Consider the following 20,156-nt stretch of genomic DNA (forward strand, 5'->3'; position numbering starts at 1 on the left):
GTTAACTCCCCCTCGTCTCAAAAATGAGTTTTTTCTCTTGATGGACAGCGCGTTACTCTGCTGTGACTGAGCAACTGTGCTCAGTATCCAGACGGAGAAAACTCAGATGAAAAACCGGAAAATGAATGTATTGTGGGGGTTGCTGGTCGGTGGCGCACTCGCGCTGTCCATGACGCAGACCGTACGAGCCGCTGAAATGGGATGGGATCATTATCCCTACAACTATTGTATGACTTGCTTTCACCCTTTATGGTTTTATCGATAATTAACCAGAACTTGGTTACTGATCACTTGCAGCGGCGGATTAACCCGACCTTTGCCCGCGATAAAGTAGACAAAAGTCAGTTGCGTCGCCGCGGGTTCACCGGCAAGCCCTCGGCTTTGCCCACTCCCCCCCTCGAGTGGCATACAACGGGTTGGGGTGCATAATTTAACCTGCAAGCCATCTGGCGCTGCTGACATCAATTGGTAGCGCCAGCCCACCGAGACGATACGCGCATTCTCTTGAGCCAGCGCCACGGGTGAGTGTAGCGGTTTAGCCGAGGTCGCCACACCGCGCGAACTTTGCGTCACCCCGATATCATCTGCCACCCATGTTCCTGAAGCCGCGGCATTGAGCGGTAATAAGCAAACCGTCAATACCCCGCCGACGATAATGCGCGAGAGGCGAATTAGCATTAAGCCGCTCCTATGGTTGAAGTCATACGAATTTGGCGATTATCGCCAATTTCCAGATTAGACAGCACCACCATTTGCGGCAGGCTACGACGCAGGAAACGGGCCAATAATGCACGCAGTGCGTGGTTCACCAGCAGCACCGGCGGCGCACCCAGCATTTCTTGGCGTTGCAGGGCTTGTTTAGATTGTTCGAGCAATCGATCAGCCAAACCCGGTTCTAAACCGCTGCCACCTTGCAGTGCTTGTAACAACAAACGCTCTAATGCCGCGTCCAAGCCAATAACCTGAATTTCGCCAGTCCCTGGGAACCACTGCTGCGCGATAGAACGGCCTAAAGCCACACGGACCACCGCCGTTAATTCGTAAGGGTCTGTTTGATTTGGCGCATGCTCTGCCAATGTCTCAATAATGGTGCGCATATCGCGAATGGACACTCGCTCCATCAGCAGGTTTTGCAGCACTTTGTGCAACGTGGTGAGTGTCACAACACCGGGAATGAAATCTTCCGTCAGTTTCGGCATATCTTGGGCGACGCGATCCAGCAATTGCTGCGTTTCCTGACGGCCAAACAATTCGCTGGCATATTGGCTAATCAAATGATTCAGGTGTGTTGCCACCACTGTACTGGCTTCCACCACCGTAAAGCCTTGAATTTGCGCCTGTTCACGCAATGCACTCTCGATCCATACCGCAGCCAAACCGAAAGCGGGATCATGGGTGGCCTCACCCGGTAACGTCCCCACCGCATTGCCTGGGTTGATCGCCAGCCAACGGCCAGGATGGGCTTCGCCGCTGCCAATCTCCACCCCTTTCATTAATATCCGATAGCTGGCGGGTGGCAGTTCCAGATTATCGCGGATATGCACCACCGGAGGCAGATACCCCATCTCTTGGGCAAACTTTTTACGGATACTGCGGATGCGCCCCAAGAGTTCGCCATTTTGCTGGAAATCCACCATCGGGATCAGGCGATAGCCCACTTCCATCCCCAGTGGGTCTTCCAACTGAACATCTGACCAAGTGGCTTCCGTCGCTTGTTGCTGATCCTGTACCACCGGCGAGTCTGCCGTCGCGGCCGGTTTTTCTTGATTGCCACGCAGCCGCCAAGCTAATGCCAGCAATGCCGCGGTGAACAGCAGGAAGACAAAGTTTGGCATTCCGGGGACTAAGCCCAGTAAACCCAATACGCTGGCACTCAATACCATCACCCGTGGGTTATTGAATAGCTGGGTGACCATTTGCTGGCCAACGTCCTGATCGGTACTCACGCGGGTGACGATAACACCGGCTGCGGTTGAAATAACCAAGGCCGGAATTTGCGCCACCAGACCATCACCGATGGTCAATAACGTATAGGTTTCTGCGGCGTGACCGACAGCCATGTTGTGCTGAAGCACCCCCACCAATAGGCCACCGACCACGTTAATGACCATGATCATTAAGCCCGCAATCGCATCCCCGCGGACAAATTTACTGGCCCCGTCCATCGAGCCGTAGAAATCGGCCTCTTGCGTCACATCAGAACGGCGCTTTTTCGCTTCATCTTCACCAATCAAGCCAGCATTTAAGTCCGCATCGATTGCCATCTGCTTGCCGGGCATTCCATCAAGGACAAAGCGTGCGCCCACTTCGGCAATACGCCCCGCCCCCTTGGTAATAACCATAAAGTTGATGATGACCAAGATGATGAAAACGACAATACCGATGGCAAAATTACCGCCAACCAAGAAGTGACCAAAGGCCTCAACCACACGACCTGCTGCGCCGGCCCCCGTATGACCATCCATCAGAATGATACGCGTCGAGGCCACGTTCAGGGATAAACGGAGTAAAGTTGAGAACAGCAAAATGGTCGGGAATGCGGCAAAATCAAGCGTGCGCTGGGTAAACATCGCCACCAGCAATACCATGATGGACAGCGCAATATTGAAGGTAAACAGCAAATCAAGCACGAAGGGAGGCAGCGGCAATACCATCATCGACAAGATCAGTAAGATCAGTATCGGGCCCGCAAGGATTTGCCACTGCGTATCTTTAAAATTGCTCGGTAAACGAAGCAGGGCGGCCAAATTTGCCATTAGTCAGTCTCACTCTCTGTTGCAAAATCCAGTGCTTCCGGCACTGGCAGATGTTCAGGTTTTTTCGGGATTAGCCCACCTTCTCGCTTCCAACGTTTCAGTTGATAGACCCAAGCAAGCACTTCCGCGACCGCCGCATAAAGGGTGGCGGGAATATGTTGACCGACTTCGCTGTGGCGGAATAATGCCCTCGCCAACGGTGGCGCTTCTAATAAAGGAATGCGGTTTTCTGCGCCTAACTCACGAATACGCAGTGCCACCGCGCCCGCCCCTTTCGCCAACACTTTCGGCGCACTCATTTTTGCCTCGTTGTATTGCAGCGCCACGGCGTAATGCGTCGGGTTGGTGACAATCACATCGGCTTTCGGGACATCCGCCATCATGCGCCGACGGGCCATCGCCCGTTGTTGCTGACGAATGCGCCCTTTCACATGGGGGTCACCTTCTTGATCTTTAAACTCATCACGTATCTCTTGCTTGGTCATACGCAATTTTTTGATATTGCTGGTGATTTGGTAAAACACGTCAAAGCCGACCATCGGCGTCAGGCCGAGTACCACCACCAGCCCGCAGAGAATAATCAGGTGCAGGGCATCCCCTAATGCCGCCACCGGTGGCGCCGCCATCAAACGCATAATGTCTGGCCAGTTGTGCCAGAGGAAAATACCGGTCACCCAGCCGACTAACGTCGCCTTCAATATTGCTTTGAGTAACTCAGCCAACGCTTGGCTTGAAAACATCCTTTTTAAGCCTGAAATAAGGCTCATCCGTTTCAGGTCAAACTTGATTGATTCACCGCTAAACAGCACGCCGCCCAACAGCATCGGCACCGAAATGGCCACTATCACCAAACCAGCAAATATCGGTAGCAGTGCGATTAACGTTTGGCGCAGCAACATGCCAATTTGCCGCAACATCTGTTTGTCATTCGTGACCACGCCATGATCAAAATGCAGGCCTTGGGCAATCATGGCCGCCAGTTGTCGCGCCATGGATTCCCCTGAAACCCACAGGATCGCCAAACCGGCCCCGAGCATCAGCATCGAGGTCAGTTCGCGCGAGCGCGGGATCTGGCCTTTTTCGCGAGCCTTCTCCAGCTTGTGGGCTGTGGGTTCCTCGCTTTTTTCCAGATCGCTATCTTCAGACACCGCCACTATTCCTATTCAGCATAATGGGTCCTGTTCTGTGAGCGTTCCGTATCAGGGAAATGGATAAGAGACAAAAATTGATGCTAAGCATGCCAAACATTCCATAAGCCTATGGATGGAACAACGCTGTAATTAGTGGGTTATTTCGTGGATGAGCAATACTTACCCGCGTTCATTAGCAGGTCATGGGCTGGTGTGAGACATTTGGCGGGCGATTGATGAAATAAGAAAGCATACAGATGAGAGTCTCCTCTCATCTGTATGCCTCTATTATCTTTAGTCGACTTAGAAACCTAAGCTGTCCAACAGATCGTCAACTTGATCTTGGCTGGCAATGACACCGGCACCGTTTTTATCCATCTGCGGCCCATTGAGTAGGCTATCAGTGGATTTCTGCGGTTTTGACGGCATATCGGGAATATTTTCCATCAGCACCATCAACAGTTGCTTCTCAATTTCTTGCACCACATCCATCATGCGCTTAATGACCTGACCGGTGAGGTCTTGGAAATCCTGCGCCATCATGATTTCCAACAATTGTGCGTTGGTAAAAGCAGTATGTTGTGGCACGACATCCAGATAATCACGGGTATCCGTGACCAAAGAACGTGCATCAGAAAGCTCGATTGGATTAGCAAACCATTCATCCCAACGAACTTTAAGCGCTTTCGCTGATGACTCCAATTCATTCTGGCGTGGCTGCGCTGCTTCAACGCAGTTCAGCGCTCTTTCAGCGGCTTGCGCCGTCATATGGACCACGTAGTCCAAGCGATCACGCGCGTCAGGAATTGCTTCCGCCGCCTGAGCAATGGCTTGATCCAGACCTAATTCACGTAAGCTGTCCCGTAGCATCCGTGTGAGGCTACCGATACGGCTAATAATATCACTGGCTGATGCCGCATCTGATGCAGGCATTTGATGGTTATTCATTCCGCCTCCTTACATACCCAACTTTTCAAAAATCTTATTGAGCTTCTCTTCCAAGGTCGCGGCAGTGAAAGGTTTCACTACATAACCACTGGCACCCGCTTGTGCTGCTGCAATGATGTTCTCTTTTTTCGCTTCAGCGGTGACCATCAAAACCGGCAAAGCGCCCAGAGCACCATCAGCACGAATCGTTTTCAGCAGATCCAAGCCGTCCATGTTCGGCATGTTCCAGTCAGAAACCACAAAATCAAAACCACCCGCGCGTAATTTATTCAATGCGTCGACGCCATCTTCCGCTTCTTCCACATTATTAAAACCCAACTCTTTTAGCAGGTTTCGGACAATACGACGCATGGTCGAAAAATCGTCTACCACCAAAAATCTGAGATTCTTATCCGCCATACCGACTCCTAAAGTTTGTTGCCCAACGCTGAGCGATTAATATCTACACCCGATTTTCATCGGAAGAAAATGAATGCCCAAAGTCGCTTTATATACGTAGGGCTTGACCACTACTAATCTGCGCCAACATACGTTGGCTTATTTGGTTCAAATCCAGTATTTCATTGACACCGCCCATGCCGATGGCTTCACGCGGCATGCCGAAGACCACACAACTGGCTTCGTTTTGCGCGATGGTATAAGCCCCTGCCCGATGCATTTCCAATAAACCGGCGGCACCGTCATTTCCCATCCCCGTCAGGATCACGCCAACCGCATTTCGCCCCGCATACTGCGCCACGGATCGAAATAGCACATCGACCGAAGGACGATGGCGATTCACAGCAGGCCCGTCATGGATGCGTACTTGATAGTTTGCCCCACTACGTGCCAGTTCCATGTGCCGATCACCGGGTGCAATATAGGCGTGTCCGGGCAATACCCGTTCACCGTCTTCTGCTTCTTTCACCGTAATCTGGCATAACTTATTGAGCCGCTCGGCAAATGAACGGGTAAAACCCGGTGGCATATGCTGAGTGATCAACAGTGCTGGGCTGGTCGGCGGTAATGGCTGTAACACGGTACGAATGGCTTCGGTTCCCCCAGTCGAAGCCCCGATAGCGATCAACTTTTCGCTACTGAGCAGCGGGGTATGCGTTAGCATCACTGGCGCGTGTTCTGGGCCTCGCTGTGGTAAACGGGCTTTCGCTGCTGTGCGGATTTTCTCCGCAATCAACTCGCTGTATGCCAGCATCCCCTCTCTGATCCCCAATTGCGGTTTGGTGACAAAATCGATGGCCCCCAATTCCAGCGCTCGCATGGTTATCTCAGAATTTTTACCGGTTAATGATGACACCATCACCACCGGCATTGGCCGCAAACGCATCAGTTTCTCAAGGAAATCCAACCCATCCATACGTGGCATTTCAACGTCGAGCGTCAAAACCTGTGGATTGAATTTTTTGATCAAATCGCGGGCGACCAAAGGATCGGGTGCAGCAGCAACCATTTCCATATCTGGGTGACTGTTAATAATCTCTGTCATCAACTGACGCATCAATGCAGAATCATCAACGCACAATACTCTGATTTTACTCATCACCTCTCCTTGGTCAGCCCATAAACGGTCTGCCCGCGCAAATAGAATTCCCGACTAATTTGACTGAAATTCTCCGAATGACCTGCAAACATCAGGCCGCCGGGTTTTAGCAAAGGGACAAAGCGACGCAGAATGCGCTCCTGCGTTTCTTTATCAAAATAAATCATCACGTTACGACAAAAGATTGCATCAAACTGGCCTGGCAATGCCCAATCCGGTGCCAACAGATTTAGCTGCTGGAACTGAATCATATTGGCCAGATCTGGCCGCACCCGCACCATGCCCTGATGCGGGCCAGTGCCACGCAAGAAGTAGCGTTGCATCTGTTGCGCCGACAATGAACGCAACTCATCTTGCCGATAGACGCCGCTCACTGCTTTATCTAAAACTTGCGTATCGATGTCACTGGCAATGACTTGGCAAGCGCCCGAACGATTTCCTAGTGCATCACTTAATGTCATGGCAATAGAATAAGGTTCTTCACCCGTCGATGCCGCCGTGCTCCAGACCGAATAAGTTCCCGACCGCTGGCGTGCATGTTCAGCCAGAATCGGAAAATGGTGCGCCTCACGGAAAAAGGCCGTCAGGTTAGTGGTCAGCGCATTAACAAACGCCTGCCACTCTGCACTGTTCGGATCACTTTCTAACAACGCTAAATATTGACCAAAATCGTTAATATCCAGCAATCTCAACCGCCTAACTAAGCGGTTATAGACCATTTCTCGTTTATGATCGGCCAGTACAATACCGGCCCGTTGATAAATAAGTTGGCAAATGCGCCGGAAGTGGACATCCGACAGCGGGAGCCGCTGAATCATCTGGGTCAGAATCGATCCAGATTCTTGGGGTGAAGGTTTCATCCAGTTTCACCCCACAATACCGTCTTCGTTACGCCGTTTGACAATCTGGGATTTCCTTCACAACTGGTTGCTTACCACTGCTCACTGCTGCGTGCCCCTCCCCGTCGTCGCTATCCTGCTCCAAACGAAAAACAGACACTGCATGGGAGAGCAAACTTGCCTGCTCTTCCAATGCGTTAGCCGCAGCCGCAGCCTCTTCCACTAATGCGGCGTTTTGCTGAGTGACCTGATCCATTTGTGTTACCGCGAGTGAAACCTGCTCAATTCCTCGGCTCTGTTCATCCGAAGCGGAAGCGATTTCACCCATAATGTCGGTAACCCGAGTCACTGAGCGAACGATCTCTTCCATGGTAGTCCCCGCATTTTCGACCAGAGTGGACCCCTGGCTCACACGGCTGACCGATTCTTCGATCAACACTTTAATTTCTTTTGCTGCTTGCGCACTGCGCTGGGCTAAATTGCGAACTTCACCCGCAACAACGGCAAAACCACGCCCCTGTTCGCCCGCTCGTGCCGCTTCAACCGCGGCATTTAGTGCCAGTATGTTGGTCTGGAAGGCAATACCATCAATCACACTGATGATGGCACCAATCTTCTTCGAACTGGTTTCGATAGCATGCATGGTGGTGACAACACTGCCCGCTAACTCGCCCCCTTTTGCCGCCGTACCCGAGGCATTTTGCGCCAGTTGCGTGGCTTGACGCGCGTTATCCGCGTTCTGTTTCACCGTCGCGGTCAGTTGCTCCATACTGGCGGCCGTTTGCTCCAATGAAGCGGCTTGCTGTTCAGTTCTCGCCGACAAATCATTGTTGCCAGCCGAAATTTCTTGAATGCCCGTCAACATGGATTGCGTACCGTCACGAACGTGGCTCACCGTGGTGATAAGTGAGTGCTGCATGGTGCGTAAACTGGCAAACATCTGACTAATTTCGTTGCGGCCAGACACATCAATTTGACCCGATAAATCGCCCTGTGCGATGCGGTCAAAGTGAGAGCGCATGATCTTCAGTGGGTTAACAAACATGGTTCGCAGCCAGATAAGTGACGAAATCGCCATCGCGATCACCATCAAAATTGCGCCACCAAATATCCACATCGAGAGATGATAAGCCTGCTGATTCTCCGTGCCCGCTTCTGCAATCACTTCATTGGCGTATTGCAAGTACTGCAAGAAATCCGCTTCGAATAAATCTTGTGTTTTCTGTGTTGGCTGGTCCATAAACGCTTGTAAATTACCGGCCTCCAGAAAATCGATTAACTGCCGTAGCGAGACGCGTAGATTCTGATAACTGTTTTTGGTCGCTTCCAGTAATTCACCGCCGGTATCACTTTCATCCAGCCGTGGTACTGCCAAAAATTGATTGAAATAAAGATCCGCTTTCTGCAATGAGCTACGTGCATTGCCCATTAATGCATTAACTTGCTCCTGAGGAACTTTGAGAGCCGAACGAGTCCCCGCTCGGTTTAAGGTATTACGCGCTTGAAGTAAGGATACCCAACTGAGGCTTAACGCATCCCGTTGCTGACTACTGAGATCCACACGATTTAAGTTTTGGTAATCTGAGCGAAAAGCCGTGAATGACAGACCACTCGAAATTAATTGGATCGTGCAAATTAAGATCAATAACAGGAAAAAGCTGGTAGAAATCCGGATTCGGCTAAACATCGTAACCTCTTCTCAGCCGGCTCGTTGGCCGGCTTTATTTATTTTATCTACCCAGCATCATTGAATTAGCAGGTCACAGCCCGTCCATTTCAGCGATGAAGGGTTGTAGGGTTTTATCTAGAAAGTTTCCCAGTTATCTTGCAGGTCACTTCCCAGTGTTTTTTTCGCAGAGCCGCTCAATTCCTGCGTCGGTTGCTTGGTTTTTTTGACATTTTTGGTGTTACTTGCACTCTCCATACGGAGAACAAATACCGACATGGATTGGGTTAACATGCTGGCTTGCTCTTCCAGTGCGGCGGCGGCAGAGGCTGACTCTTCCACCAAAGAGGCGTTTTGTTGCGTCACACGGTCCATTTCAGTAACCGCCTGACCCACTTGATCAATGCCGCGACTTTGTTCATCCGAGGCGGAAGCGATTTCGCCCATGATGTCGGTGACGCGAGTGACCGCATTAACGATATCGCCCATGGTTTCACCGGCGCTTTCGACCAGTACTGAACCCATATCGACACGGCTAACGGAGTCTTCAATTAAGCCTTTAATTTCTTTTGCGGCTTGCGCACTGCGTTGTGCCAAGTTACGCACTTCACCGGCGACTACGGCAAAACCGCGACCTTGCTCACCCGCACGGGCTGCTTCAACAGCAGCATTCAATGCCAGAATATTGGTTTGGAAGGCAATGCCGTCGATAACACTGGTAATGTCTGCAATTTTCTGCGAACTACCGGCGATCTCATGCATGGTTTGCACCACATTCGCGACGACTTTCCCGCCTTTTTGTGCAGTTTCTGAGGCACTCAATGCCAATTGGCTAGCCTGACGGGCATTTTCCGCATTCTGTTTCACGGTCGCCGTTAGCTGTTCCATGCTAGCTGCGGTCTCTTCCAGCGATGCCGCTTGCTCTTCGGTACGAGCAGACAGATCATTGTTACCCGCAGCGATTTCAGAAGCGCCGCTGTAAATGGCATCAGCCCCTAAACGGACGTCATTGACGGTCGTCGCCAACTCAGTTTGCATGTGTTTCAAACTGGCGGCCAAGGTGCCCATTTCATTGCGGCTATGCACCTCAATGGTCTGAGTTAAATCCCCGTTGGCGATATGTTTGATGTGCTCAATCAAATGTTTCAGCGGGTTAATTAAGATGTGCTGCATCCCCAGCCACACAATGATAATGACGGCTAACACGGCAATCAGCACCGTCACAATCACACCCATCGCAAAACTGAAGGACTGGTTGCTATCTTCCACTGCGGAGGCATACAAACGGTCATTCTGTGTCAGGTAGGTGTTGTAATCTTGCTCGAACGCATTTTGGAAGCTTGAGGTCGGCTGATCGAAGAATTCATTGATTTTGCCGGCTTCCATCAATTGGATAAGCTCAGTCAACGCACCAAAATATTGGTCATAGGTTTGTTTTAATTTTTTCGCCGATTCTGCACTTTGTTGGCTATCTTGCGGAATTTGCTCATAGTTTTTAAAACGGTCGGCTGCCACACCCAGAGTCCCTTTTGCGGAAGCCAACAGATCATTGACCGTTGGACCACTGCCGGTGTGGTTAACATCCATCATGTAGCGGATGCCGGCGCGGTTCAGTGTATTACGTGTTTGCAGCAGATTTACCCAGCTCTCGTTCAACACTGATTGTTGCTGACGGATAACTTGCAAAACTTCGAAGTTTTCTTTGTCATTTTTCAGGGAGTTGAAGAAAAGCCCGCTGGAAACCAGCTGTAAGGCACCAAATAGCACTAACACCAGCAGCAGGCTGGTGACCACTTTCATACGCTTAAACATGTTGTCCCTTCATAAGTACGTCAAAACATAGGTATGTCAAAATACGGGTACGCCAAATCACAAGACGCCTAATTAAATGTGTTATCGGCATTAAGGGGGGGAACTTTACTGGAGAGGGGGGATTATTTTTTTTCGCACGGATGAGGATTGGGTCTGGTTTCGGTTGAGAATCGGATCTGGTTTCGGTTGATAGGCGTTCTGTGGCTACTTTACCCTTGTAGCCTCAACCGAGTCGGGCCGCAGGGCGGCGGCCCAACACCCGCGCCTTTGCGCGAAATATTGCCCTGCGGGTAAACCTCCTACAGCTTGCCGGCTTATCGAACCGGCGCTGACTCGCTCCCAGCTCGACAGCCCCTTTCGCCGCGTCCATGCGGCTCATTCGGCCTGCAATCTTTGTCGGCAATATTCCTGATTGCGCTCAACGTCAAGACCCTTGGTTTTGACCTTGATGTTTAAAGCACATTTGAGCTGCCGAATGAAGAGAGAAGGTAGGACGCGAGGCATGGATGCCGAGCGAGCCGTGCTTGAGCAGGAGCGAATCACGGCGGTCCGTCAGCCGAAACGATGAGTGAGGGAACCTGCGAAGCAGGCAAGCGATACGTGCGCAAGCGCGGGGGCTCCAAGGGGGTCACGCGCTTGTGACCCCATTGGCGGTTGAGGCATCAGAGCCAAAGTGAACGCCTAACTCATGTCAACCGAACCAAACACCAAACACCAAACACCAAACACTAAACACCAAACAAAACAACCAGAATCACCTGCGAAGCAGGCAAGCGATACGTGCGCAAGCGCAGGGGCTCCAATGGGGTCACGCGCTTGTGACCCCATTGGCGGTTGAGGCATCAGAGCCAGGGTGAACACTGAAGTGATAGCAACCGAACCGATCACCAACCCAAAACTTTACCCCTTAACCACCGCATCAATCAACGACATCTCCTCACTACTCAACAACTTCTCAATATCAACCAAAATCAACATTCTCTCACCCAAAGAACCTAACCCAGTGAGATACTCCGTCGCTAACGTCACCGCAAACTCAGGTGCTGGACGGATTTGCTCATTGGTCAATGACAACACATCAGACACGCCATCAACCACAATACCCACGACGCGATGATCCAGATTCAACACGATCACCACGGTATTTTCGTTATAACTTACGCCCTTCTGCGCAAATTTAACCCGCAGGTCAATAATCGGCACAATCACGCCACGCAAGTTAGTCACACCTTTAATAAATGCAGGCGTGTTCGCAATACGAGTCACCTGGTCGTAACCCCGGATCTCTTGCACTTTCAAAATATCAATGCCGTACTCTTCATCGCCCAGCGTAAAAATCAGGAACTCTTGTCCTACCGTTTCGCCAGCCAGCTTCGTGACGGTTGCTAGTCCTGCCATGTTTTTTACCCTTTAATCAGTAGGTTGAATTTATGTTTTTTTTCAGGGCTGGAAACTTCCTTCACAGCCCTGCACCTGTTTTCATACGGATTTAATACAGGCGTCCTATCGGGACATCCATTAAGCAGCAACAGTACTTTCAACCGTCACGCGCTTTTCCCGATTTAGGGCCTGCAAAGCAGATACATCAACAATTAATGCGACGCTACCATCACCCAAAATGGTCGCGGCTGAAATGCCGGGCACCTTGCGATAGTTACTTTCTAGATTTTTCACCACCACTTGATGCTGACCAATCAGTTGATCGACCAACAGTGCATAACGACGACCAGCACTTTGCAGAATCACAACAATGCCTTGAGTGGCTTCGGTTTTTGCATTTTCAACATCAAATACCCGATACAGTTCCACCAACGGTAGATACTCACCGCGCACTTGTAACACACGTTCTCCACCCGCCAGTGGGTGTAAATCTTCTGCCAACGGTTGCAGTGACTCCATCACCGCATTGAGCGGCAAAATAAAGACTTCATCACTGACTTTGACGGACATGCCATCAAGAATAGCCAACGTCAATGGCAGCAAAATACGGATTGATGTCCCTTTACCCGCCTGGAAACTGACTTGCACATGGCCGCCCATTTCCTGAATATTTCGCTTCACCACGTCCATGCCAACGCCACGCCCAGAGACATCCGTCACTTGCTCAGCGGTGGAAAAACCCGGTGCAAAAATCAGCATCCCGACATCTTCATCGCTCATGTGTTCGTTAACGGCCATTCCTTGCGACTGCGCTTTCGCCAAGATCTTCTGCCGATTCAGACCCGCGCCATCATCGAGCACTTCGATGCAAATATTGCCGCCCTGATGTTCTGCTGACAGCGTCAGATTACCAACCGGTTGTTTCCCTGCCGCGACACGGGTTTGCGCATCTTCAATGCCGTGATCGAGACTGTTACGCACCAAGTGCGTTAATGGGTCGATAATGCGCTCGATCAGGCTTTTATCCAGTTCGGTCGAGCTGCCCAGTAACGTCAGTTCAACCTGCTTATTCAGTTTGCTGGCCAAGTCACGAACCAAGCGCGGGAAACGGCTGAAGACATACTCCATCGGCATCATGCGGATAGACATGACCGACTCTTGCAAGTCTCGCGCGTTACGTTCCAACTGCCCCATGCTATTGAGCAAATCACCGTTAATCACGGGGTCGAGGATGCTGGATCGCTGTGCAAGCATGGATTGAGTAATAACCAGTTCACCCACCAAATTAATCAGTTGATCAACCTTTTCAACGGCGACGCGAATGCTGGTCGATTCACTGGCTTTCGCTTTCGGCTTCACGTGTTCAGAGCTGGTCGGTGCGGTAACTGCACCAGCAACCTTCGGTGTAGCTTTGACTTCAACTATTGGTGCAACGGCAGCTTGAGGTACGTTTACTTCTACAGCACCCACTTCTGCAACATCCACCTCAACAACATCATCAGTCACTGGTGATGACTCGGCCTGCACAAAACTGATCTGCTCAGGTTCCAAGACAAAACAGAGTACAGCGCTGATATCATCTTCATTGACGGAAGTAATTAAGGTGGCTTCAAGGCTATCTATTGTTTGATGCGGATCTTGGACTTCCCCAAGATTGCCCAGCTCTTCGAGCATCAATGGAACTTCTTGCTCTTTTAAGCCTGATAAGCGAATGCGCATACCGCCCTGAACTAAAGCTGGCGATTTACCACTGGCCTTGGTTTCCACAACAGCGGCACTTTCACTGCTGGATGTCGCTGAAGGCGTATTCGCGGTGGCAGGTTGGTCTAATGCTTCAAGTGCCAACTGGCGCAAGGCGTGGCAAATATACTCAAAGCTTTCCGCATTGGGTTCTTGCGAGGTTTTATAGGCGTCCAACTGTTCCTGCATAATATCTTTCGTTTCCAAAAACAGGTTGATGATATCAGTGCTCAGACGCATTTCATCGCGGCGGGCACCGTCCAACAGGTTTTCCAACAGATGGGTTGTCTCTTGCAATACCGTAAAGCCAAACGTCGCTGCCCCACCTTTGATGGAATGAGCCGCGCGGAAAATGGCATTGAGTTGTTCATTGTCTGGTGCCAATGGATCCAGCAGAAGCAAATGCTGTTCCATATCCGCCAGTAGTTCATCTGCTTCATCAAAAAACGTCTGATAAAACGCGGTAATATCCATGCTCACGGTGTCACCTCTACTGTGCGTCGCGGCTTGTCGGAGAGACCGGTACATTACTTGCAGGTGCCGCTGGCAACGCAGTCGTTGGTCCAGTAGCCACTGGGGTAATGTTCCCCGTACTCGATTGTTGTGTTTGTGGTGTCGTCGTTGGCAAGACTGCCGTTGACGATGCTGACGCTGTTGGTGATGCCGTTGGCGCAGCCGGTGCATTCACAGGTACATCAGGTGTTGTCGTTGCAAGCCCTGTCGTAGCAGATGTTGTCGTCGCTGATGGCGGTGCCACACTTGCCCCAGCCACTGCCGAACCTGCTGCGGCCGGTTGCCCCGTCAATTTTGCCGCTGGTGCAGCAGCGGCTGCCGGTGCGACGGGTACAACGCCACTGGTTTCGACCTGCTTCAAACTTTCTGCTTTCTCGATATCCAGCGCTTTGTTATCCAAATTCTCGTGCTCAATATCGTGTTGAGTCTGCTTGTTCAGCACCAAGATACTGATACGGCGGTTGACCGGATCATCCGATGCTTGTTCCTTGAGGCGCATCGTCGAAGCCATGCCGACCACACGTAATACCTTGCCTTCATCCAGTCCCCCTGCCAGCAACTCACGCCGTGAAGCATTGGCACGATCAGCGGATAACTCCCAGTTACTGTATCCGCGCTCACCGCTGGCATAAGGCAGGTCATCGGTATGACCGGACAAACTGATTTTGTTCGGGATGTCATTTAGGATCGGCGCAATGGCACGTAAAATATCGCGCATATAGGGTTCAACCTGTGCGCTCCCCATTTTGAACATCGGCCGATTTTGGCTATCGATAATCTGTATTCTCAGCCCCTCTTCCATCATGTTAATCAACAGATGTGGCCGTAATGCTCTCAGTCGAGGATCAGACTCGATGAGTTGATCCAACTTTTCCCGTAGCTTATTAAGGCGATATTCCTCTTTGCGGCGCTCTTCAGAATCAATGTGTTTGCGCACTTCACCGACTTGTTGGGTTGGGTCATCGCCCCCACCCGGAATGGGGCTCGTACTGGAACTGCTTTTATCGCCGCTGGTCAGCGCAACTTTCAATGGCGTGCGAAAGTATTCTGCAATTTGTGTCAGCTCTTGCGGGCTGGAAACGGAGAGCAACCACATCACCAGAAAGAAGGCCATCATCGCGGTCATAAAGTCAGCGTAAGCGATTTTCCATGACCCGCCATGATGACCACCACCATGTTTGGCTTTACGCTTTTTGACCAGAATAACGGGATGGTTCTGATGCTTCATGCGTCCTCTTCTGTCGCTTGCGGTGCTGGCGCTTTCACTCTGCGCACATGCTCTTCTAACTCAATGAACGATGGACGTTCCGTGGTGTAGAGTGTTTTACGACCAAATTCGACGGCAATTTGCGGTGCATATCCGTTCAGGCTGGAAAGCAGTGTCACCTTGATGCACTGCATCATTTTGGTGGTTTCCGCACTCTGTTGGCGCAATAAGGTCGCCAAAGGTGAAATAAAGCCATAGGCCAGCAAAATACCCAAAAACGTCCCTACCATCGCATGGGCAATTAACGCCCCAAGTTCTGCGGCTGGCCGGTCTGCAGAGGCCAAGGCGTGTACCACCCCCATGACTGCGGCAACAATACCGAAGGCCGGAAGTGAATCCCCCACCATCGCCAAGCTACCCGCGGGCACTTCGCATTCTTGTTCGTGGGTTTCTATCTCTTCATCCATCAAGGCTTCGATTTCAAAAGCGTTCATATTTCCGCTGACAATTAACCGCAAATAGTCAGTAATAAATTCGACTAATAACTTATCGGCCAAAATTCTTGGATAATTAGAGAAAATTTCACTTTCAAGTGGATTTTCTATATCCCGCTCCAGCGACAACATTCCCTGCTGACGGGATTTTGCTAATAGGCGATACAGCAGCGCCATTAAATCCATATACAGGACTTTGTTATATTTAGAGCGGCGCATCAATTTTGGCATTGCCTTCATTGTGGCTTTAATTGCTTTACCATTGTTGCCCACAATAAATGCGCCAATACCTGCCCCGCCGATAATTAAAAACTCGGCTGGCTGATAAAGTGCGCCAAGGTGACCACCAACAATCATGTAGCCACCGAAAACCGCACCCAAGACCACGAGATAACCCAAAATAACTAACACGCGACATCCTTAGCAAAGTGTGTGGGCGGAAGGTGAGGTGTTTGCACCTTTTGAGGGCAATGAGTTGCCATTAACTGGCTACAGGAACGATATCCATATCGCTGCTGTAACCAAAAATTCAGGCAAATCAAAAAAACTCAAACGGCGCGTCTAACCTGCTCATCCAGCAGTTGTGAAGTTATATCGGCAGGTTGCGGAGAAAGTTTACGTTTTTTTACTGCGCGGGAAGGTGGTTGGCAGAGACTGCAAACAAAACTGTTTCGTGGCTGGTGCGCATGGGTGATAAAAGCACCACCACAGCAATTGCAACCCGAGAGCTGCAACATACCACTGTCAACGAATCGAACTAAAGTCCAAGCACGGGTTAACGCCAGTAGTGGCGGGATCCCTGCCTGATCAGGACACTGTTCGAGGTAAAGGCGATAGGCCTTAATAACAGCTTCGACACCGGTGCATTGCCCGCTTTTTAGCAAGAAGCTGTACGCGTTATAAAACATCGATGAGTGAATATTTTGTTCCCAAGTCATAAACCAATCAGTTGAAAATGGGAGCATACCTTTCGGTGGCGGGCTACCTCTCAGCTCTTTGTAAAGCTTAATTAGGCGACCCCGACTGAGTTGCGTTTCGCTTTCAAGCATCTGTAAACGCGCACCCAAAGTGATTAATTCCATTGCCAAATGAATATCTTTGGCTTCTTGGACAATACTTTTCTCAACCATCTGTCATGCTCTTTTCTTAGGCACGCCACCGTCTTTTGACGATAGTTCGTGGAGTAAGTGGCTAGACAATAGAATTCCGGTGTGGATTTGCTGCAAGTCATCCACACGAGATTCTTTCGTCAGATGATGAATAGTGTTGTGATCACCGAAACGGAAATGACAGACCAATTGGTTAGTTTCAGCCAATTTAACCATTTGCGGTAATGTTAACTGTGATAATGCATCCGCCATGGCGTCAGTAATACCTAAGCGAAACATTGCTGAGGCTTTCTCATCGTTAATTAATCGCTGCGCTAAGAGCAAATATGACAAATTAATATCATAAATATGTTTGAGTAATTCAGACGTACTCATTTTATACATCCCGACAGATTATGTTTTAACACATAAGTTGGATGATAGTATTCTTCACCCAAGACCTGGGATCCTTCCCGTTATACAGTTAATTAAAACCCATAAAACTAAAAGTAATTGAAATCTACTGGTGCTAAGTTGCAAAAAAATACGCTTTGGGTCTGAAACAGCATGTCGTCGGTTTGGCAGCTGAACTTTGCGCTGCTCTAATAATGCCCTCACGCCATGAAACTTTTTTTACAAAATAATAGGAATATTCCTAAAGAGGCCCAACTCTACTCCCGAATCATTAGCACATACAATGTGACTAGTGATTCATTTTAAATGTAATGTGACAAAGGTCACAAAAATAAAATAAAAAGCTGCTACCTTGCATTTAAATTGTTCATTTTTTGACCGTCATGATGATCGAAAAATAGCCAGAAGTCAGAAAAGAGCTAAAAAACTAAGGATATAGGCCCAATTCCCAGTGTTTTTAGATCAATTCGAACAAATGCATTCCTAAAGCAAAATAGCAGAACATAAATCTGTCATAACCCGAAATTATTAGCATCACACGCTGAAAACGCCTGAGATTACTCGGTAAGACTATTAGTCACCTCAGAAACTATTTTGTTTTAACGAATATTTATGCGCTTGCTGACAAAATCATTCACCGAACATTTATTAACCAATTACGATTTTGCCGTTAAGAAGTTCGATATCTCGTCTTGATAAAGGCAACAAAGGTAACTACATGTTTCACTTTTACGTAACCGGATACATTTTCATCAAGCACATTTTCAACTTTGGTTCATATCCGCATTTTTGCAAGGGATTTGTGAACAAAATGTAAGATATTTTAATAAATAATGTTTAAAACATAAGTTTCCAATCTGTTTTATCTTCCCGTACATTATTTAACCCAATGCAATGAAAGGTATTTTTGTCAGTAACAGGCAATTGTGATTAACCTCCCATTTCTAAAAGGTGCGATCCCCTAATCTTTAATCTGTAGCACAGCTAATGAGAATTCAAAAAATGGGATACCGAAATGTATTAGTTGCCGTCGCGTTGTCACCTGATAGCCAAAAATTGGTAAATAAAGCGGTTTCTATTGTCCGCCCCTATCAAGGTAATATTTCGTTAATCACGCTCACCACCGAACCAGAAATGTACAGTAGCTATGCCGCGCCCATGCTGGGTGACTTGCGGTCTGTGTTACAAGAAGAAGCGCAGTTATTTATGGGGGAGTTAGCTGTTAATGCTGATTACCCTATTGAAAGTAAAACCGTGATTCACGGTGAGCTTGCCGAGAGCTTGGCTTACCGTTGCCAACAACAGCACATTGATTTAGTTATCTGTGGTAACCACAATGCCAAACTGATAAACAAATTCACGTGTTCAGCATCTCGATTGATTAACACCAGCGCAGTGGACGTCTTGATCGTCCCACTTTAATTCACCTCTGCATCCTTTCAACATCGCGGCATTACTTGTCTCAATGACAGCATCGTTTTATCTCGCCATTACCGCACTATTAGCTGATATCAGTTTAAGAAGTTCAACTATCCTTTTCTCCAATCACTTTTTTAGCGCCCCTATTTTGCTCTCTCACAGTAAGGGAATCTGATGCCTCAAGATAAAATGAATAATCGCCGTATTCTGTTGGCTTCACGTCCTCACGGAACGCCAACCAACGAGAACTTCACGTTAGATATTCAACCTATTGTGCAACCGAAGGCGGGCGAGGTATTACTCCGTACCCGTTATTTGTCTCTTGATCCCTATATGCGCGGCAGGATGAGCGACGCCCCTTCCTATGCTGCCCCAGTTCAGATTGGCGATGTGATGGTCGGCGGTGCCGTGTCACGCGTTGAGGTATCAAATCACCCTGATTTTCAGGTGGGTGATTGGGTGCTGGCGCGAAGCGGTTGGCAAGACTATGCGATATCCGATGGTTCTGATATCCGTCATTTAGGCGCGCAACTTTCTCATCCTTCACGCGCGTTAGGGGTTTTAGGGATGCCCGGCTTCACTGCCTATATGGGGCTATTGGACATTGGTCAACCAAAAGCGGGGGAAACGTTGGTGGTGGCCGCAGCCAGTGGAGCCGTCGGGTCTGTCGTGGGACAAATCGGCAAATTGAAAGGCTGTAAAGTCGTTGGGATTGCTGGAGGGGCTGAAAAATGCCGCTATGTGGTCGAAGAGTTAGGTTTCGATGCCTGTATTGATCACCGAGCAACCGATTTTGCGCAACAGTTGAAGAATGCGTGCGCGGAAGGTATTGATATTTACTACGAAAACGTAGGTGGTGCGGTATTTGACGCAGTATTGCCGTTGTTGAATGCCCGTGCACGCATTCCAGTGTGTGGATTGATTGCTCGCTATAACGATACGGAGTTACCCGATGGCCCCGATCGTTTGCCATTGTTGCAAAGTATTATTTTGCGCAAGCGAATTAGGATGCAAGGTTTCATCATTTTCGATGATTATGGCCACCTCTTCGATGACTTTTTGCAGCAGATGACGCAATGGGTCGATCAGGGAAAAATCAAGTTCCGCGAAGATTTGGTCGATGGATTAGAGAACGCCCCACAAGCCTTTATTGGCCTGCTTGAAGGTAAAAACTTTGGCAAATTAGTCATTCGCGTCAGTAACGAATAGTGAT

At 49.4% G+C, this 20,156-nt stretch carries 18 protein-coding genes; 3 read left to right on the forward strand and 15 right to left on the reverse strand.

Annotation, left to right across the window (positions count from 1 at the left end):
• The first annotated feature begins 106 nt into the window (after positions 1-106).
• A complete protein-coding gene (locus BN68_RS23865) occupies positions 107-265 on the forward strand; it encodes a hypothetical protein (RefSeq protein WP_019210372.1) in 159 nt (52 codons plus the stop codon).
• Here the strand turns inward: BN68_RS23865 and BN68_RS06590 are convergent.
• The 15 genes from BN68_RS06590 to flhD form a co-directional block, all read right to left on the reverse strand.
• Entirely contained in the window at positions 256-678 is a 423-nt protein-coding gene (locus BN68_RS06590) for a flagellar protein FlhE (RefSeq protein WP_019210373.1), read from the reverse strand. The genes BN68_RS23865 and BN68_RS06590 overlap by 10 nt on opposite strands.
• Positions 678-2,756, reverse strand: coding sequence for a flagellar biosynthesis protein FlhA (gene flhA / locus BN68_RS06595; protein WP_019210374.1), 2,079 nt, complete (start codon positions 2,754-2,756; stop codon positions 678-680). Before flhA ends, BN68_RS06590 begins: the two co-directional genes overlap by 1 nt.
• Positions 2,756-3,904, reverse strand: coding sequence for a flagellar biosynthesis protein FlhB (flhB, locus tag BN68_RS06600; protein WP_019210375.1), 1,149 nt, complete (start codon positions 3,902-3,904; stop codon positions 2,756-2,758). The genes flhA and flhB overlap by 1 nt, the downstream gene beginning before the upstream one ends.
• 285 nt (positions 3,905-4,189) lie before the next feature.
• A complete protein-coding gene (gene cheZ / locus BN68_RS06605; protein ID WP_019210376.1) occupies positions 4,190-4,834 on the reverse strand; it encodes a protein phosphatase CheZ in 645 nt (214 codons plus the stop codon).
• Between the two features lie 9 nt (positions 4,835-4,843).
• On the reverse strand, positions 4,844-5,233 hold the full coding sequence (cheY, locus tag BN68_RS06610; RefSeq protein WP_019210377.1) for a chemotaxis response regulator CheY: 390 nt from the start codon (positions 5,231-5,233) through the stop codon (positions 4,844-4,846).
• Between the two features lie 88 nt (positions 5,234-5,321).
• Entirely contained in the window at positions 5,322-6,371 is a 1,050-nt protein-coding gene (locus BN68_RS06615; RefSeq protein WP_005164481.1) for a protein-glutamate methylesterase/protein-glutamine glutaminase, read from the reverse strand.
• On the reverse strand, positions 6,371-7,231 hold the full coding sequence (gene cheR / locus BN68_RS06620; RefSeq protein ID WP_019210378.1) for a protein-glutamate O-methyltransferase CheR: 861 nt from the start codon (positions 7,229-7,231) through the stop codon (positions 6,371-6,373). Before cheR ends, BN68_RS06615 begins: the two co-directional genes overlap by 1 nt.
• 28 nt (positions 7,232-7,259) lie before the next feature.
• Positions 7,260-8,897 (reverse strand): methyl-accepting chemotaxis protein, encoded by a 1,638-nt coding sequence (locus BN68_RS06625; protein WP_019210379.1) that lies wholly within the window; start codon positions 8,895-8,897, stop codon positions 7,260-7,262.
• Positions 8,898-9,014: 117 nt separating this feature from the next.
• Positions 9,015-10,688, reverse strand: coding sequence for a methyl-accepting chemotaxis protein (locus BN68_RS06630; RefSeq protein WP_019210380.1), 1,674 nt, complete (start codon positions 10,686-10,688; stop codon positions 9,015-9,017).
• A 900-nt stretch (positions 10,689-11,588) separates the two neighbouring features.
• Positions 11,589-12,086 (reverse strand): chemotaxis protein CheW, encoded by a 498-nt coding sequence (gene cheW / locus BN68_RS06640; RefSeq protein WP_019210382.1) that lies wholly within the window; start codon positions 12,084-12,086, stop codon positions 11,589-11,591.
• A gap of 120 nt (positions 12,087-12,206) precedes the next feature.
• Positions 12,207-14,282 carry a chemotaxis protein CheA gene (gene cheA, locus BN68_RS06645; RefSeq protein ID WP_019210383.1) on the reverse strand — a complete coding sequence of 692 codons (2,076 nt, stop codon included), beginning with the start codon at positions 14,280-14,282 and terminating at the stop codon, positions 12,207-12,209.
• A 16-nt stretch (positions 14,283-14,298) separates the two neighbouring features.
• Complete coding sequence (gene motB, locus BN68_RS06650; protein WP_019210384.1) at positions 14,299-15,549, reverse strand: flagellar motor protein MotB; 1,251 nt, start codon at positions 15,547-15,549, stop codon at positions 14,299-14,301.
• Positions 15,546-16,433 (reverse strand): flagellar motor stator protein MotA, encoded by an 888-nt coding sequence (motA, locus tag BN68_RS06655; protein ID WP_019210385.1) that lies wholly within the window; start codon positions 16,431-16,433, stop codon positions 15,546-15,548. The genes motB and motA overlap by 4 nt, the downstream gene beginning before the upstream one ends.
• Before the next feature lie 137 nt (positions 16,434-16,570).
• Positions 16,571-17,152 carry a flagellar transcriptional regulator FlhC gene (flhC, locus tag BN68_RS06660; RefSeq protein ID WP_019210386.1) on the reverse strand — a complete coding sequence of 194 codons (582 nt, stop codon included), beginning with the start codon at positions 17,150-17,152 and terminating at the stop codon, positions 16,571-16,573.
• Positions 17,153-17,155: 3 nt separating this feature from the next.
• A complete protein-coding gene (gene flhD / locus BN68_RS06665; RefSeq protein WP_019210387.1) occupies positions 17,156-17,506 on the reverse strand; it encodes a flagellar transcriptional regulator FlhD in 351 nt (116 codons plus the stop codon).
• Positions 17,507-18,526: 1,020 nt separating this feature from the next.
• Here flhD and uspC point away from each other — a divergent pair.
• Together uspC and BN68_RS06675 are read left to right on the forward strand one after the other, a co-directional pair.
• Positions 18,527-18,946: a universal stress protein UspC gene (gene uspC, locus BN68_RS06670; RefSeq protein ID WP_019210388.1), complete on the forward strand. Its 420-nt coding sequence runs from the start codon at positions 18,527-18,529 to the stop codon at positions 18,944-18,946.
• 171 nt (positions 18,947-19,117) lie between these two features.
• Positions 19,118-20,152, forward strand: a complete 1,035-nt coding sequence (locus BN68_RS06675) for an NADP-dependent oxidoreductase (RefSeq protein ID WP_019210389.1) — start codon at positions 19,118-19,120, stop codon at positions 20,150-20,152.
• Positions 20,153-20,156: the final 4 nt, after the last annotated feature.

It is taken from the genome of Yersinia massiliensis CCUG 53443, from assembly GCF_000312485.1.
GTDB lineage: Bacteria > Pseudomonadota > Gammaproteobacteria > Enterobacterales > Enterobacteriaceae > Yersinia > Yersinia massiliensis.